Genomic DNA, 14,950 nt, shown 5'->3' on the forward strand with positions numbered 1-14,950 from the left:
TAGCCCAAAATAGGCTTGACCTTGCCAGCATGGTAAGCTTTAAACTACAGTTCAACAAAGGCAGAAGTGTGGAGTTCGCAATGAAACTATTGATTGAAAATATGACTTGTGGCGGTTGTGCACGTGGTGTCACGGCAACCATTCAAGATGTTGATCCTGCTGCAAAAGTTGAAGTCGATTTAGCGACTAAAATTGTGACCGTGGAAAGCACTGCAACTGTAGATCAAATTACGGCTGCATTGGCAGAAGATGATTTTCCTGCACAAGTTCAATAAAACTGCATCATCTAAGAAGCTCCAATGTGTGAGCTTATCGTAAGGTCAATTGGTCAACTGACGAATTGACCTATTTTTTTGCCTGCCGATTTTTTCTCGTTGTTTTTTGATGTGACCAACTGAATACATTTTGATCACGAAGATGCTAAACCAAGCCAATCAGAAGCTGAGATTTTCTAACTTCAAGCTGAGTTTCATTCATTCAGGGCTGAAATCTGCTGAATGAACTATGTGCTGTCCTCTAAAATATACTCTTCAATATTTATCGGAATAAAAATATTTTTTGGTTTTAACTTGTTGTTATTGAAATATTTATTTTAATTTTTAAATTTAAGGGATAACAGAAAAACCATCATTTTTAGATGTTTTGCTGCATATTTTAAATTAAGGTGAATAAAATTCACTTTGGACTGAGGTTAAATCATTTTTATTCACTTTGTCGTTCCAGTATAAATACCCTCATTCAGAAATTTTAACTTTTTAAATTTGGGTAGTAGATCATCATGACAAAGCCATTCACCTGTTCAATTAAACGTATTCGTTTTGACGAAAACTATGAACCTGCTAACAACACGCGTTTAACCACCAATTTTGCAAATTTGGCGCGTGGTGAAAGCCGTCAGGAAAATTTACGCAGAACTTTAGCGATGATCAATAATCGTTTTAACTCGCTGGCATCTTGCGATAACCCAAAAGGTGATCGTTATTCGCTTGAAATCGACATTATTTCTGCAGAAATTGATATTGAAGGAAATGGCAAAACTTTTCCATTCATTGAAATGCTAAAAAGTACGATCACAGATCATCAAACAAATGAACGTATTGAAGGCATGATTGGCAACAGTTTTTCATCGTATGTTCGTGATTATGATTTTAGTGTGGTCTTGCCAGCATTAGGCTGCAAAGTAAATGAAAAGCCTGAAAGTTTTGGTGATTTACATGGCAAGCTTTATCAGCATTTGGTCAGTTCAGCAGTGTTCCAAGCTGAGTTTCAAAAACAACCTGTGATTTGCCTGAGCGTATCAACCACAAAAACTTATTATCGTACGACCAATGTGCATCCTGTCTTAGGTACAGAATATAAAAATGATGAATATTCAAGAACCGATGACTATTTTGAAAAAATGGGTTTAACCGTGCGTTACTTCAAACCTGAAAATAGCAATGCACCGCTTGCGTTCTATTTTTCTGGCGATTTACTGCATGATTACACAGATTTTGAGTTGATCAGTGCCATCAGTACTATGGAAAGTTTCCAGAAAATTTATCGTCCTGAAATTTATAACACCAACTCACCTGCAGGCGAGGTCTATCAGCCAAGTTTGAATTATCAGGATTATTCATTAACCCAAGTTGTATATGACCGTGTTGAGCGAGGTCAGTTGGCAGTCAAGCAGGGCAAATGGACTGAAGAAAACTTTATCAAGCCTTATCAAGATATTCTTGAACAATGGGCTGCCAAGTTCGTGCCGCTACATGCTGCCAATCAAGAACGTGTTGCTTAACTTAAAATACAGATAGAAGATTCAAAATGGCTATTTTATTACCGACCTCAACGGCTGGCAGTTTACCTAAACCTTCGTGGCTCGCAGAACCTGAAAAGCTTTGGTCAGCTTGGAAATTAACAGGGCAAGAATTACTGGACGCAAAACAAGATGCGCTACGTCTATCACTGCATGAACAACAGCAAGCAGAGATTGATATTGTGAGTGATGGGGAGCAAACCCGTCAGCATTTTGTCACCACCTTTATTGAACACCTTGAAGGTGTCGATTTTGAAAAACGTGAAACAGTCAAAATTCGTGATCGTTATGATGCCAGTGTCCCTTCTGTGGTGGGTGCAGTTTCTAGGCAAAAACCAGTCTTTGTTGAAGATGCCAAATTCCTGCGTTCACTGACAGATCAACCCATCAAATGGGCGCTGCCTGGTCCTATGACCATGATTGATACTTTATACGATGCGCACTACAAGAGCCGTGAAAAACTGGCGTGGGAATTTGCCAAAATCCTGAATCAGGAAGCGCGTGAACTTGAAGCAGCAGGCGTGGATATCATCCAGTTTGATGAACCTGCGTTTAATGTGTTTTTTGATGAGGTGAATGACTGGGGCGTGGCAACATTAGAGCGCGCGTTAGAAGGTTTGAAATGTGAAACAGCCGTGCATATTTGCTATGGCTATGGCATTAAAGCCAATACCGATTGGAAAAAAACACTCGGCTCAGAATGGCGTCAATACGAAGCAGTTTTCCCAAAACTACAGCAGTCTAATTTGGATATTATCTCACTGGAATGTCACAACTCACGTGTTCCGATGGATTTGCTTGAACTTATCCGTGGTAAAAAGGTGATGGTGGGTGCGATTGATGTCGCAACGAATACGATTGAAACAGCCGATGAAGTTGCAGATACATTGCGCAAAGCATTGCAATTTGTCGATGCTAACAAGTTGTACCCATCGACTAACTGTGGAATGGCACCATTGAGTCGTCAGGTTGCACGAGGCAAGTTACAGGCTTTGGCTGCTGGTACGAAGATTATTCGCCAAGAATTATCTAGTTAAGCGTTCGATCAGGCGAAGTGAATTCAAGCCAAGTGAATTTAAGTTAAGTGAATCAGGGATGCTTTTTCAGGCAAAAAGCATCCTTTGAACTTTCTAAAAAAGTTGAGTGTTGGAATACGGTGATGGTTAAAGCAACAGACTTCAAAAATGCAATGTCTTTCTTATCAAGTGCAGTCAATGTAGTGACGACAATGGGAGATGCAGGACGTCATGGTTTTACTGCATCTGCGGTATGTAGCGTGACAGATACACCGCCAACATTATTGGTGTGTATGAACAAATCATCGCGTTCTCATCTCAGTTTTTTAGAGAATAAAGTGCTGTGTGTGAATGTGCTAAATGCAGAACAAGAACATCTTTCTAATGCATTTGCCTCATCAAAATTGAGTTCCGATGAGCGTTTTAAGCAGGCTGAATGGGCAGCTTTGGAAACAGGTGCTCCTATATTAAAAAATGCATTGGTCAGTTTTGATTGTGAAATTTCACAAATTCAAGAAGTGGGGACGCATACTATTTTTATTTGCCCAATTGTTGCTATTCAAAAAAATCAACAAGATCAGGCGTTGGTTTATTTTAATCGTCACTATCATCAAGTTGGTGAAACTGAGTTTGTTTAATTCGCTATAAAATATTGCAATATGCGATAATCAGTTTATACTTGATTTATAGCAAAATGCGATAAAATATTATGCATGTGATCACCCACGCTAGAATTATAGAGGCAATGCACAAGTGGCCACAGGCTGAAACAGCACTCGATGGTTGGTATCGAATTATTAAGGCAAATGATCCGAAAGACTTTGCCGAAATGAAGCAGTTATTTCCAGCAGTTGATAAAGTTGGAAAGTTTCATGTATTCGATATTGGTGGGAATAAGATTCGACTTATTGCTGTTGTGATGTATCAGGCAAAGCGTGTGTATATTCGTCATGTGTTATCCCATAAAGAATATGACAAAGGTCATTGGAAGGAGGATTAGTATGAACGCAATGATTAAACAGGCTGTAGATCACTGGCACTACGTTGCTCCTTTGCTGAGTAAACCAGAAAATGAAAAAGATTTTCATGCACTTGTCGAGGCTTTAGATGAGCTTTTAGATATTGTTGGTGATGATGAAACGCATCCTTTAATGGGGCTGATTCATCAACTCGGTGACTTGGTTTCTGTTTATGAAAATGAACACCTGCCTATTCCTCATGGAGATGGTCGTGCTGCTTTAGCTTTTTTGATGGCGCAACATGGATTAGGTCAATCTGACTTGGCAGAGGTTGCAACTCAATCTGTGATTTCGGAGATTTTAAGCGGCAAACGCCAGTTGAATATTCGTCATATTAAAGCGCTGTCTGAGCGGTTTAAGGTTTCTGCTGATACATTTTTCTAAACGATTTTATATTTTTTAGACATTTTATTTTTAGATATTTAAAAATAAATAGCTCCGAAGATGCCGCTGCATGTCGTTACCCTGAACCCGAAAAAGTTCAAGGCGGACGCGACGCATACTTGCTGGGTTTCCCATACGAGATGGGCATACGCTCTAAATATGCAGAACACAATCCTAAGATTAAAGTATCGGCAGGGATATAGACTCGCTGGCGAACACCTCAGAGTTAGAATTAGTATAACCCATCTCAGTTGCTTGGCAACTCATGTTCACGAATTAAGTATAAAGATAGAGCTTGTTTGCATAGCCTTTATGCAAACTTAAGTCAAAAAAACACCACTTAAGTAAGGGCTTCAACTTCTTGCAAAATGGTGCTGAGTAAACGCTCACAATGCTCATAATGCTGCAAAGATTTATTCATAGAAAGAACCTCTTGCATCAACTCTAAAGCCACCACAATAATCAGTTTGCTCGGTTCCATATTGGGCGCTTTACGACGAAACTCATCATAGCGTTCATTCAATAATTGTGCCGCACGCTCTAAATCTTCTCTTTTTTCTTCAGTTGTGGCTAAACGGAAACTATGTCCTAAAACACGTAAATCAATTGGAATTTGAACTGACATATTAACCTTCCTCGCTCACTTCGGCAGGGTGGGCAAGTTGTTGAATTTCTTGCGCATGATGATCTTGAGCTGTACCTAAAATTGCAAGACGCTGAATAATGGCTTCCACTTTGGCTTTTGCATGCTCATTTTTTTGTAACAATCTTTCACGTTCTTGTTTGAGTGTCTGAATTTCGTGCTGATTTAAACGCTGATCATTCAGCATTTTTTCTTTTAAAATGCGTAATTCATTGCGTTCAGCCAAAATTTCCTGAAAGCGGTTTTTCAAATCAGTACAGCTTTTTTCCAAACGACTGTAACGATCTGCCAATGCTGTCGCATCTTGATTTAACTGCTGTAATTGCGCTTGCGTGCTGCTTAATTGCTCAGTCAAATTCTCAATTTCATCTTGCTTGGCAGTAATGATGCCGTTTCTTTGAACAATTTGAGCATTATGCTGTTCCTCAGCAGTTTGCTTGGCTGTGCTGAGGGCGGCATTTTCACTTTCATAATGATTAATTCGTGTTTTTAAAACACCAATATACGCTTGTAGACGCTGTAATTCTTCTAACATATCGTGGTCGCACAGTATTGCAAACAAAGGTAATATATACGAAGTATAGAGATTGGATAAACGAATGCAAGACGATATTTCAGGTTGGTCGGAATGGTTCCGCAATTTTTCTAACATTGAAGAAATTTCAAGCCCAAGTGAGTTACATGGCTTGCTGACAGGTATAGTTTGTGTGACAAATGCACCAACCGAAACCGAATGGCAGCAGATTTTAGAAACTTTAAATGTGCCAGAATTAGAGCCAGCCGCACTCTCACTTTTAACCGATGAATCAGAAGATGTCGCACATGCCCTGTCTGAAGATGAGTTGGATTATTTGCCGTTGTTGCCAGATGATGAACATCTTTTACAAGAACGTGTGCAAGCTTTGGCGGATTGGTGTGCAGGCGTCGTGCTTGGGTTTGGTTTAGCTTCTGGGCATATTCGTTCAGATGAAATCGAACTGATTGAGCATTTACAAGATGTCGCTGCGGTTGAATTTGAAGATTCAGACAATGATGAAGAAGGCGAAGAAAGCTATCAGGAATTGTATGAATTTGTACGTTTGATTCCTGTGAGTTTATCTGTAGGACGTAAAAAAGTGCCTGTAGAAGAAAGCTCTTTATTGCAAAACTTACATGCTAAGTCGCGTCAACAAACCGTACAAACAACACAAAACGCAAGTGCTGTTGTTGAAATGTTTACGCCACACCGTCCGAGTTAATCGGGCGTTGTGTGCCTAAGTTAAGTCGGTGTAAGGTGCTTTAAGTCATTACAACAATCATATTTTCATCATTTTATATATGTAGACCGTATTTATGAAAAAACTGACTCAAGTCGAATTTAAAGAACGTCGTGATCAACTTGCAGAACTGATGGGACCCAATAGTGTCGCAATTATTGCAACCAGTCCTGTGGCAATGCGTAATCGTGATGCAGATTATAAATATCGTGCCGACAGCAGTTTTTTCTATTTAACAGGTTTTGCTGAACCTGAAGCAGTTGCGGTGATTGAAACCTATGAATCAATTGATGAAGGTTATACCTACACGTTGTTCTGCCGTGAACGTAACCGTGAAATGGAAATCTGGAATGGTTATCGCGCAGGTTTAGAAGGTGCAATTGAGCTGTTTGAGGCAGATGAGTCTTTTGCAATTGCGCAATTAGATGCAGAAATCATCGCCAAAATTGTCAATAAAGACACGTTGTACTATCGCTTGGGGCATCAGACTGAATTTGATGTACGTGTTGCGGCATGGAACCAACAAGCTGATGCACAACATCGTCAAGGCAATACTGCACCTGCCAAAATTGTTCAGTTAGATCGTTTGCTGGATGAAATGCGTTTGCATAAAACTGAGTCTGAATTGGAACTGATGCAAATTGCTTCAAATATTAGTGCAGAAGCACATACTCGTGCCATGCAAACAGTAAAAGCAGGCATGATGGAATATGAGCTAGAAGCTGAACTGAATTATATTTTTGGTAAAAATGGCTGCGTACCTGCCTATAACAGTATTGTCGGTGGTGGTGAAAATGCCTGCATTTTGCATTATGTCGAAAATGACAAAGTGCTTAAAGATGGCGATTTAGTCCTGATTGATGCAGCCTGTGAATATCAGTGCTATGCCTCAGATATTACCCGTACTTTTCCCGTGAATGGTCAATTCAGTCCAGAACAAAAAGCACTGTATAACATTGTATTGGATGCGCAAATTGCAGCAATTGAAGCTGTACAAATTGGTAACTCCTATAAAGAACCACACCATGTTGCGGTGCGTATTTTGGTGCAAGGTTTGCTTGATCTAGGCATTATGCAGGGCAATTTAGAAGAAATTATTGCTTCGGAAAGTTATCGCCAGTTTTATATGCACGGTACAGGGCATTGGTTGGGCATGGATGTGCATGATGTCGGCAGCTATAAACACGGTGAAGACTGGCGTGTTTATGAAGAAGGTATGGTGGTGACCGTTGAACCGGGTCTATACATTGCACCCGATGATGAAACGGTAGATGCTAAATGGCGTGGTATAGGTATCCGTATTGAAGATGATATTGTTGCGACTGCGAACGGGCCATTGAATCTGACTTCAAAAGTGGTGAAAACCGTAGAAGAGATTGAAGCATTGATGGCAAAAGCTAAATCTGCTTAATTGGGTCTAATCAAAGCTGGTCAAGTGATCAGCTTTTTTATTAGAAAGCGCGTGTAAATTTTGAGTATGTAAATAATTTTTAGTCTTTGATCCGCTTTTTTGCTTCATCATAAACAATGTTATCAGCACGCTTTCCAACGGTAATGAGCAAAATAACGACCTGATCATCTTTGACCTGATAAATAAGTCGGACACCCGTTTTTAATAATTTGATTTTATAGCAGCCAGCAAGATCACCTTTAAGCATGTTCTTTGGAATATGTGGCTGCTCAATGACTTTGGCTAATTTTTTCTTGAATTGGTCGCGGATAGCACTCGGAAGCTTTTCCCATTCTGCAGTGAAGTCCTTATGACGTAAAAGATTATAAGTCATCTAATGTGACTTCCTCGAACATCTCTTTAGGATCATTCATGCGTTTACGGACAAGTGCCAATAGTTCAGCATCTTCTTCTGAAAGCAACGCTTTCTGTACTGGAAGCTTTCCAGTCGTTGCCACATATTCAAGAATATTGGTAAAGAAATCGGTAGGTGAGATACCTTGTTCTTTAAGGATTGAATAAGATTTTTCTTTAAGGGCTTCATCGACCCTGAAATTAACAGTAGCCATCACTTCTCTCAGTTATTGAATGTATGGAAATATTGTAATGCAATATGCATTACAAAGATAGTTTGTATAATAACCATTATGTGAGATCATTTTTATCGTTGAGCTTATTCTAAAATCAATCATCAGCCATCAATAATACTAAGTATTGAATTTATCTTCTCTTGTGTCATACATGGCTCGGAGCAAGAAGATGAGGGACTAATAATTATAGTTTGAATTGGACATTTGCAAGAAGTCTAATCATCTTCCATAGCTTCAACACTAATTCATTATAAAAATAAATGACTTTGCGGTAAGATAAAATCCATTACAGATTATACGTATTTCGATTGAATCTTTTGAAGTCGAATACCTCATAAAAAGGATCAAGGCATGCAACAAGAAGTGATCATTGTAGGCGGTGGTATGGTCGGGCTAAGCTTAGCCTTGATGTTGGCTAAGTCAAACATTGCAGTGAAGTTGCTAGAAGCGATTCAATACCCCAATTATGACGATGCCAGCCTTGCGCCGTATCATTCCAGTTTTGATGCACGTAACAGTGCCTTGTCGCGTCGCAGCGTACAAATTTACCAAGAGCTAGGTTTATGGGATGCCTTGCAAGAACATGCTACGCCTATTTTAGAAGTTCAAATTACCGAACAAGATAGTTTTGGCAAGGCACGTTTATTGGCCGAACAAGAAAAAGTCGAAAGCTTTGGTCAGGTGATTGAAAATGCATGGTTAGGTCGAGTGTTGTTGACCGAAGTACGTAAACAACCTTTGATTGAATTGATTGATGGTGTGCAGGTCACCAGTCTTAAACAAGATGCAGATTTTGCCTATATTGAAGCGGTACGTGGTCAGGAACAATTACAGCTTGCTGCCAAACTACTGATTGCTGCCGATGGTCGTGATTCTTTCTGCCGTAAAGCCTTGGGCATTGGTGCATCGGAACATGATTATGACCAAGTAGCGATTGTGACCACAGTGCAAACCTCCAAGCCGCATGCGCATGTGGGTTTTGAGCGTTTTAGTCACTTAGGGCCTTTGGCGTTGCTGCCCTTGCCAGGTGAATATCGCCGTTCTGTGGTGTGGCCTGTGCCAAAAGGTACAGAACATGAATGGATTGGCGATGAAAATGATCAACACTTTTTAAATGCCTTGCAACAAGCCTATGGTGATCGTGCAGGGAAGTTTGAAAAAACAGGACGTCGTTTTAGTTTTCCATTGTCACAAGTTCTGGCAGAAAAACAGGCGGTTGGTCGCGTTGTACTGATGGGTAATGCAGCGCATACCATTCACCCAGTCGCAGGGCAGGGCTTTAACTTGTGTATGCGAGATGCTTACGTATTATTGCGTTATCTCACCGAACAGGCGGCACAGTCAGCAGATTTAGGCGATGCTGCAATGCTGCGTGACTATGAACAATCGCGTTTGAAAGATCAACAGCGAGTCATTAAATTCTGTGACAGCGTGGTACGTGGATTTAGCAATCAAAACCCAATCCTGAAATTTATGCGTAATACAGGCTTAGTCGCGTTTGATACCATTCCAGGCATTAAACCTTTGGTCGCCAATTATGCCATGGGGTTAAAAGCATGATCACAGCAAATCAACAAACGCAAGTGTTAGATGTCGTCATTATTGGTGGCGGCTTGGTGGGAGGCTTAACTGCACTTTTATTGGCACAAGGGGGTGTGCAGGCTACAGTTTTAGATGCCGCACCTATTTTAGATGCAGAGAAAACCCTTGCAGTTGCCAATCCGCGTGTATTGGCTTTAAGTCAGGCCACCATCCACCTGTTAAAAACAGTCAATGTCTGGTCTAAACTGGCGCGACATATGCCGTATAGCGGCATGCAGGTTTGGAATAAAAATGGCTATGGCGAAATTAACTTTGGGGCAAGTAACGAACGTACACCCGCTATTGAGCAGGCTCTGGGTTCAATGGTCGAGCCAAGCATTTTAAATCTAGCGATTCAGCAGCAAATGTTGCAACAAGTGCAAGATTATCGAACGCAAGTCAAAGTGACCCGTTTAGAGCGTGGTGTTGGCGTTTGGCACATTTATTTGGCCGATGGTACACAATTACAGACTAAGCTAGTCATTGGCGCAGATGGTGCTAACTCCTTTGTGCGCGAACAAGCCTTTATTGATTTTGATGTGTTGGATTATCGTCAGGCAGGTCTAACCTGTGCAATTCGTACTGCGCAGCCGCATCAGCATGTTGCACGTCAAATTTTCTTAGAAACTGGTCCTTTGGCCTATTTACCGATGGCAAGTTTACACGCCGAGCAGGAAGGGCATTGGCAGTCGATTGTTTGGACTTTGCCTGATGACTATGCCGAAGAATATGCCAAACTGAATGATGACGACTTTACCCAACTTTTGACTCGTGAAAGTCATCACATGCTTGGGGAAGTCTTAGAGGCAACCCCACGTGCTATTTTCCCACTGAAAGCACGTGCAGCGCAGCGTTATGTGCAAGATGGTTTGGCACTTATTGGTGATGCCGCGCATGTAATTCATCCGCTTGCAGGGCAGGGCGTGAATATTGGTTGTCTGGATGCAGCCGTACTGTGCGATGTGTTGTTGCATGATTTCAAACGTGGTGTTTGGGCGCATGAGCAAACTTTAAAGCGTTACGAGCATCGTCGTAAAGGACAAAATGATGCCATGATGCATAGTATGTCTGCGATTGGCTGGATGGAAACCACCACTTTATTCCCTGTGGTGTGGGCACGTAACTTTGGTTTAAAACAGGTGGAGCAGCTGCCTGCGTTAAAAGATGCCTTTATGTCACAAGCCAGTGGATTAAGCCTGCTTAAAGACACACGCTACGCGGTTTAAAGCAAAACAGTCGTTTTTTGTACGGTCATACATACCTGATTACGAATTTGGTTAAAAAAGATACGTTTTTTTTAATCTAGACTCTATGCGAAAGGCCAAGAGATTGCTAAATTTCATCGTAATTCATAACCAGTTTTCACTTGGACTAAATTGAAGTCATTTGTGGGGAGATTAAGATGACGGACATGAACGATTACGATGATGTAGAAGATTCAACTGTAGACGAAGATGAAGCGAAAGCGGCTGAAAAAGGTGCAGCAGAATCAGAAGAAGGTGCTGTAGATGGTGATCTTGCAGAAGCAGAAACTCTCACTGTAACTGCCAAACTAAAACAGCGTCAGGCATTGGAAGATGAAGTGGCTGCATTCTTGGCGCGTGGCGGAAAAATTACCGAAGTGCCACCAGATGAGTCTGCGCGCGACTAATCTGTTGAACGTGCTTGCTGAACTTGTTGATTGAATTTATTCGTTGAACTGTTGAGTGAGTTAGGGCGGGATGCTTACTATGCAGGCTGCTCTAATGCTTATACCTTCAACATAAAAAAGCATCACCTTGTATAAAGGGTGATGCTTTTTTTTATGCGCGATGATCGTCATCACTGTTATTGCTCAATCGGCTTATTCAGCTGCTTGGCTTAATTCCAACGCACGTTGATAGGCAATTTTCTTTTTAATCCCTGTTAGATCAGCCGCCAATTGTGATGCTGCTTTTACCGATAAATCTTGCAACAAACGCTGCAATAATTGATCTAATTTTTCTTGTTCCATGTCTTTTTCTTCGCTCGCTCCCCCCACCACCAATACAATTTCACCTTTTTGTTGATGATGATCTGCTGCGATAAATTCAGCCAATTCACCTAAAGTCATTTTTTTAATGGTTTCAAAGGTTTTGGTGATTTCACGGGCAAAGCCAACAGGGCGATCTGCACCAAACACGGCAGCCATATCTTTGACTGAATCTAAAATTCGATGTGGTGCTTCATAAAAAATCAGGGTTTGGGTTTCATCTTTTAGCTTTTCAAGTTGTTGTAATCGCTGTGACTGTTTAGAAGCGAGAAATCCCTGAAAACTAAAGCGATCACTTGGTAAGCCAACCGCACTGAGCGCTGCAATGGCTGCACATGCACCCGGCACAGGAATCACACGAATACCATTGGCTTGTGCTGCACGAACCAGTTTAAAACCTGGGTCGCTAATCAGTGGTGTACCTGCATCGCTAATGAGCGCAATATCTTCGCCATTGAGTAATTTTTGGACTAAAATATCAATCTTGTTGCTTTCGTTGTGTTCATGGCAGGCTGTAAGCGGAGTTGAAATATTAAAATGTTTCATTAATTGTGCAGAGGTGCGGGTATCTTCAGCGGCAATTAGGCTGACCGATTTGAGCACATCAATTGAACGGTAGCTCATATCATCTAAGTGACCAATTGGGGTAGCAACAACAAATAACTGGGCACTCATTGAGTTTTCTCCGTGGGAAATAGCAAACTAAAATAAAAATGATGGAACACGAAACAACAGCAGTATTGGCTTGCGTCTGATACAAGTTACAGACCAAGCGCTTATTCTACCTGAATTGCAGTCTGGCGTGTGAAACTCGCGTCATCGCACTTCAGCGAATACTACGATTGCGCACCATAACAAAATAAAAAAAATCGGATATAGCATGAATCAAAAAACACTGCAGCAAAGCATTGGCACATGGGCAGAGCAGACGGCTTGGCAATATTTACATCAACACGGTTGGCGTATGCTGGAGCAGAATTATCACAGTGTTTTTGGTGAAATAGATGGTATTTTTATTCAAGCAGAACAACTGATTTTTGTAGAAGTTAAAGCGCGTTCGCAAACTGGCTATGGCAAAGCCTACGAAGTGGTGTCTGCATCTAAGCAGCGTAAAATTATGAAAACCGCCATGCAGTTTTTAACAGAATATCCACACTATTCAGAATATTATTGTCGTTTTGATGTGATTTGCTTTGATTTTTCTCAGCAATTTGCAAAAACAGTACAGCAAGACTTTTCCAAATTCCCGTATGATTTGCAATGGATTGAAAATGCTTTTACTTTTGATGCAGACTTGATTAATCTTTGAGTGAAATTTAAAGCAAAAGCATCAGTCGGTGTATTGTTGATCGTGCAAATCTAAGGATGAAATGCACAGCACAAGCCAGAATTGAAAGAAAATAATAGGAGTCTTGCTGAGTGTTCAAGCGTATTGCAGTGACCTTGCTGTGTGTAGCAAGTTTATCGGGTTGTGCAAGTTTTATTTCAAGTGGCACAGGCACTGCGCCAGTGGGTACAGAAAGTGGTGCACGCTCACTTGGGCAAGTGTTTATAGATAACTCTATTGAACGTACTGCAAAAATTAATTTATATAAACTGGATTCACGTTTTAAACAATCACGTGTCAATATAGAAAGTTTTCATGGCAATGTGTTGTTGACAGGGCAAGTGCCTGACGCGCATTTAAAACAGTTGGCAGAAGACAATGTGCGTGCCATGAGTGATGTAAAAACCATCCACAATTATATTACAGTGGGTAATCAAATCAGCTATAGCACCATTATGCAGGACACCACGGTTACTGCAAATACCCGTGGTTTGATTATGAAAGCACCTGTGGTGTCAGACAGCAAAGTGCGTATTCATACCGAAGATGGTGTGTTGTATGTGATGGGACGTTTAAACAATGCAGAATTGCAGGATTTAAACCAAGTGCTACAACAAGTGGGCAATGTCACTAAAATTATTACCCTGATTGATAATATTGAGCTACAACCGAGCAACAATGCGAACTTTGTCAGCCCAATGGTTGCGCCTGAAACACAAACGCCAGTCGCGATTGACCCAGATCAGGTTGAACCGACACATGTTCAATAATGTGGAACACTGGTTTAAACAACTGAATAAAACTTTAGAACAGGCGAAACGTATTTATGAAGAATTTCGCCTGTATGATTTGGGCAGCTATGCGCTGAACCGTTTAACGCCACGTCAGGGTTATACCGTTCAAAGCAATATTGCATATGGTTTACGCGCACGGCATCGTTTGGATTTGTACCGCACCATAACACCACGCCCGCAGCGTCCACTCATGGTGTTTGTGCATGGTGGGGCATGGTCACGTGGCGATAAGCAGGATTATCGTTTTGTGGGCGAAGCTTTTGCAAAAGAAGGCTTTGATGTTGCGGTGATGAACTATCAACTCGCGCCACAGCATATTTTTCCCACCTATATTGATGATTTAACTCTTGCACTGAATTACTTGACTCAGCAGCAACACAAACTGGGTATTTCTACGGCACAGGTGGTATTGATGGGACATTCGGCTGGGGCATTTAATGTGATGTCCTTGTTGTACCATCCCCAGCCCTATGCTTTAAGCTGTAAAGATCACATTCGTGCGATTATTGGTTTGGCAGGGCCTTATCATTTTGATTATAAGGATGATCCGCTATGTGCCGATGCCTTTGATCAAGAGGTGCCGTATCAGGATGTGATGCCGTATTATTTTGTGGAGCCGAATTCAGTCAAACACTATTTATTGGTGGCAGAAAAAGATCAAATTGTGGGGGCAAGTAATGCCACAGACTTCGACCACGTATTAAAGAAATATGGCAATCATAGTGAAATTATTGTCATTCCAAAAACAGGGCATGTCAGTGTTATGGCATCGGTGTCGAGTTTGTTTAGTCGTTTCTTTGCGACCAAACGCCAAATTATGCGAGCTTTAGATCAGGCACTTAAAGATGCGTGATGTTGATTGATCTTCTGTGGAAAATGGTAATTAAAAAAACCGTTGCAGCTTATGGGGTGCAACGGTTTTTTAAATGCAAGATTGCGAATTAGACTTATAGCGTAAGCGTCCGCTGAACACACCTTCTGAATTCATCCTATAAGCCTTAATTTAGTCCCCACTTAGAAACAAGTGGGGACTTAAATTTATGACTACAAATAATCAGACATCCATCGCATCTCTTGCGAA

Annotated in this window: 19 protein-coding genes and 1 other RNA gene; 14 read left to right on the forward strand and 6 right to left on the reverse strand. The window is 41.1% G+C overall.

The window, feature by feature from the left end; all coding sequences use genetic code 11:
* Positions 1–80: 80 nt before the first annotated feature.
* From FTU98_RS08385 to FTU98_RS08410, 6 genes are all read left to right on the forward strand, one after another.
* Entirely contained in the window at positions 81–275 is a 195-nt protein-coding gene (locus tag FTU98_RS08385; RefSeq protein WP_004970528.1) for a heavy-metal-associated domain-containing protein, read from the forward strand.
* A 503-nt stretch (positions 276–778) separates the two neighbouring features.
* The gene (locus tag FTU98_RS08390; protein WP_154320486.1) at positions 779–1,780 is read left to right on the forward strand and encodes a putative oxygenase MesX; all 1,002 of its coding nucleotides are present in this window, start codon (positions 779–781) and stop codon (positions 1,778–1,780) included.
* Between the two features lie 26 nt (positions 1,781–1,806).
* Positions 1,807–2,835, forward strand: coding sequence for a methionine synthase (locus tag FTU98_RS08395; RefSeq protein ID WP_179988915.1), 1,029 nt, complete (start codon positions 1,807–1,809; stop codon positions 2,833–2,835).
* Between the two features lie 122 nt (positions 2,836–2,957).
* Complete coding sequence (locus FTU98_RS08400; protein ID WP_004970523.1) at positions 2,958–3,452, forward strand: flavin reductase; 495 nt, start codon at positions 2,958–2,960, stop codon at positions 3,450–3,452.
* Between the two features lie 71 nt (positions 3,453–3,523).
* Positions 3,524–3,814 carry a type II toxin-antitoxin system HigB family toxin gene (locus FTU98_RS08405; protein WP_019836372.1) on the forward strand — a complete coding sequence of 97 codons (291 nt, stop codon included), beginning with the start codon at positions 3,524–3,526 and terminating at the stop codon, positions 3,812–3,814.
* 1 nt (position 3,815) lies between these two features.
* Positions 3,816–4,217, forward strand: coding sequence for a type II toxin-antitoxin system HigA family antitoxin (locus FTU98_RS08410; RefSeq protein ID WP_004970519.1), 402 nt, complete (start codon positions 3,816–3,818; stop codon positions 4,215–4,217).
* 47 nt (positions 4,218–4,264) lie between these two features.
* Here FTU98_RS08410 and ssrS read toward each other — a convergent pair.
* The 3 genes from ssrS to FTU98_RS08425 form a co-directional block, all read right to left on the reverse strand.
* Positions 4,265–4,447, reverse strand: a non-coding RNA gene (ssrS, locus tag FTU98_RS08415) — 6S RNA.
* 110 nt (positions 4,448–4,557) lie between these two features.
* Positions 4,558–4,842, reverse strand: coding sequence for a cell division protein ZapA (locus FTU98_RS08420; RefSeq protein ID WP_004970518.1), 285 nt, complete (start codon positions 4,840–4,842; stop codon positions 4,558–4,560).
* A 1-nt stretch (position 4,843) separates the two neighbouring features.
* The gene (locus FTU98_RS08425; protein ID WP_180051012.1) at positions 4,844–5,395 is read right to left on the reverse strand and encodes a hypothetical protein; all 552 of its coding nucleotides are present in this window, start codon (positions 5,393–5,395) and stop codon (positions 4,844–4,846) included.
* Between the two features lie 64 nt (positions 5,396–5,459).
* On the opposite strand from FTU98_RS08425, the gene FTU98_RS08430 reads away from it, so the two are divergent.
* Positions 5,460–6,098, forward strand: coding sequence for a UPF0149 family protein (locus tag FTU98_RS08430; RefSeq protein ID WP_179996074.1), 639 nt, complete (start codon positions 5,460–5,462; stop codon positions 6,096–6,098).
* A 94-nt stretch (positions 6,099–6,192) separates the two neighbouring features.
* Positions 6,193–7,527, forward strand: a complete 1,335-nt coding sequence (gene pepP, locus FTU98_RS08435; RefSeq protein WP_154320488.1) for a Xaa-Pro aminopeptidase — start codon at positions 6,193–6,195, stop codon at positions 7,525–7,527.
* 79 nt (positions 7,528–7,606) lie between these two features.
* Here the strand turns inward: pepP and FTU98_RS08440 are convergent, their stop codons facing one another.
* Positions 7,607–7,900 (reverse strand): type II toxin-antitoxin system RelE/ParE family toxin, encoded by a 294-nt coding sequence (locus FTU98_RS08440; protein WP_180051015.1) that lies wholly within the window; start codon positions 7,898–7,900, stop codon positions 7,607–7,609.
* Entirely contained in the window at positions 7,890–8,135 is a 246-nt protein-coding gene (locus tag FTU98_RS08445) for a type II toxin-antitoxin system RelB/DinJ family antitoxin (RefSeq protein ID WP_004970507.1), read from the reverse strand. The genes FTU98_RS08440 and FTU98_RS08445 overlap by 11 nt, the downstream gene beginning before the upstream one ends.
* Before the next feature lie 372 nt (positions 8,136–8,507).
* Here FTU98_RS08445 and ubiH point away from each other — a divergent pair, with 372 nt between their 5' ends.
* The 3 genes from ubiH (at position 8,508) to FTU98_RS08460 (ending at position 11,388) form a co-directional block, all read left to right on the forward strand.
* Positions 8,508–9,716 carry a 2-octaprenyl-6-methoxyphenyl hydroxylase gene (gene ubiH, locus FTU98_RS08450; protein WP_179991267.1) on the forward strand — a complete coding sequence of 403 codons (1,209 nt, stop codon included), beginning with the start codon at positions 8,508–8,510 and terminating at the stop codon, positions 9,714–9,716.
* Positions 9,713–10,963: an FAD-dependent monooxygenase gene (locus FTU98_RS08455; protein ID WP_154320491.1), complete on the forward strand. Its 1,251-nt coding sequence runs from the start codon at positions 9,713–9,715 to the stop codon at positions 10,961–10,963. Before ubiH ends, FTU98_RS08455 begins: the two co-directional genes overlap by 4 nt.
* Positions 10,964–11,139: 176 nt before the next feature.
* Positions 11,140–11,388, forward strand: a complete 249-nt coding sequence (locus FTU98_RS08460) for a hypothetical protein (RefSeq protein ID WP_004972644.1) — start codon at positions 11,140–11,142, stop codon at positions 11,386–11,388.
* A 192-nt stretch (positions 11,389–11,580) separates the two neighbouring features.
* Here the strand turns inward: FTU98_RS08460 and rsmI are convergent, their stop codons facing one another.
* The gene (gene rsmI / locus FTU98_RS08465) at positions 11,581–12,423 is read right to left on the reverse strand and encodes a 16S rRNA (cytidine(1402)-2'-O)-methyltransferase (protein ID WP_179991266.1); all 843 of its coding nucleotides are present in this window, start codon (positions 12,421–12,423) and stop codon (positions 11,581–11,583) included.
* Between the two features lie 205 nt (positions 12,424–12,628).
* Here rsmI and FTU98_RS08470 point away from each other — a divergent pair, with 205 nt between their 5' ends.
* The 3 genes from FTU98_RS08470 (at position 12,629) to FTU98_RS08480 (ending at position 14,722) form a co-directional block, all read left to right on the forward strand.
* The gene (locus FTU98_RS08470) at positions 12,629–13,057 is read left to right on the forward strand and encodes a YraN family protein (protein ID WP_004972647.1); all 429 of its coding nucleotides are present in this window, start codon (positions 12,629–12,631) and stop codon (positions 13,055–13,057) included.
* Positions 13,058–13,167: 110 nt separating this feature from the next.
* A complete protein-coding gene (locus FTU98_RS08475) occupies positions 13,168–13,845 on the forward strand; it encodes a BON domain-containing protein (protein WP_004972649.1) in 678 nt (225 codons plus the stop codon).
* Positions 13,835–14,722 carry an alpha/beta hydrolase gene (locus tag FTU98_RS08480; RefSeq protein ID WP_096902167.1) on the forward strand — a complete coding sequence of 296 codons (888 nt, stop codon included), beginning with the start codon at positions 13,835–13,837 and terminating at the stop codon, positions 14,720–14,722. Before FTU98_RS08475 ends, FTU98_RS08480 begins: the two co-directional genes overlap by 11 nt.
* Positions 14,723–14,950: the final 228 nt, after the last annotated feature.

Origin of the sequence: Acinetobacter sp. YH12211 (assembly GCF_013418015.1) — a bacterium.
In the GTDB taxonomy this organism is placed as follows: domain Bacteria; phylum Pseudomonadota; class Gammaproteobacteria; order Pseudomonadales; family Moraxellaceae; genus Acinetobacter; species Acinetobacter towneri.

Bases quoted from the DNA above. Each gene is read 5' to 3' on its own strand.
- FTU98_RS08385 (WP_004970528.1), top strand. From the start codon at position 81: ATGAAACTATTGATTGAAAATATGACTTGTGGCGGTTGTGCACGTGGT.
- FTU98_RS08390 (WP_154320486.1), top strand. From the start codon at position 779: ATGACAAAGCCATTCACCTGTTCAATTAAACGTATTCGTTTTGACGAA.
- FTU98_RS08395 (WP_179988915.1), top strand. From the start codon at position 1,807: ATGGCTATTTTATTACCGACCTCAACGGCTGGCAGTTTACCTAAACCT.
- FTU98_RS08400 (WP_004970523.1), top strand. From the start codon at position 2,958: ATGGTTAAAGCAACAGACTTCAAAAATGCAATGTCTTTCTTATCAAGT.
- FTU98_RS08405 (WP_019836372.1), top strand. From the start codon at position 3,524: ATGCATGTGATCACCCACGCTAGAATTATAGAGGCAATGCACAAGTGG.
- FTU98_RS08410 (WP_004970519.1), top strand. From the start codon at position 3,816: ATGAACGCAATGATTAAACAGGCTGTAGATCACTGGCACTACGTTGCT.
- FTU98_RS08420 (WP_004970518.1), bottom strand. From the start codon at position 4,842: ATGTCAGTTCAAATTCCAATTGATTTACGTGTTTTAGGACATAGTTTC.
- FTU98_RS08425 (WP_180051012.1), bottom strand. From the start codon at position 5,395: ATGTTAGAAGAATTACAGCGTCTACAAGCGTATATTGGTGTTTTAAAA.
- FTU98_RS08430 (WP_179996074.1), top strand. From the start codon at position 5,460: ATGCAAGACGATATTTCAGGTTGGTCGGAATGGTTCCGCAATTTTTCT.
- pepP (WP_154320488.1), top strand. From the start codon at position 6,193: ATGAAAAAACTGACTCAAGTCGAATTTAAAGAACGTCGTGATCAACTT.
- FTU98_RS08440 (WP_180051015.1), bottom strand. From the start codon at position 7,900: ATGACTTATAATCTTTTACGTCATAAGGACTTCACTGCAGAATGGGAA.
- FTU98_RS08445 (WP_004970507.1), bottom strand. From the start codon at position 8,135: ATGGCTACTGTTAATTTCAGGGTCGATGAAGCCCTTAAAGAAAAATCT.
- ubiH (WP_179991267.1), top strand. From the start codon at position 8,508: ATGCAACAAGAAGTGATCATTGTAGGCGGTGGTATGGTCGGGCTAAGC.
- FTU98_RS08455 (WP_154320491.1), top strand. From the start codon at position 9,713: ATGATCACAGCAAATCAACAAACGCAAGTGTTAGATGTCGTCATTATT.
- FTU98_RS08460 (WP_004972644.1), top strand. From the start codon at position 11,140: ATGACGGACATGAACGATTACGATGATGTAGAAGATTCAACTGTAGAC.
- rsmI (WP_179991266.1), bottom strand. From the start codon at position 12,423: ATGAGTGCCCAGTTATTTGTTGTTGCTACCCCAATTGGTCACTTAGAT.
- FTU98_RS08470 (WP_004972647.1), top strand. From the start codon at position 12,629: ATGAATCAAAAAACACTGCAGCAAAGCATTGGCACATGGGCAGAGCAG.
- FTU98_RS08480 (WP_096902167.1), top strand. From the start codon at position 13,835: ATGTTCAATAATGTGGAACACTGGTTTAAACAACTGAATAAAACTTTA.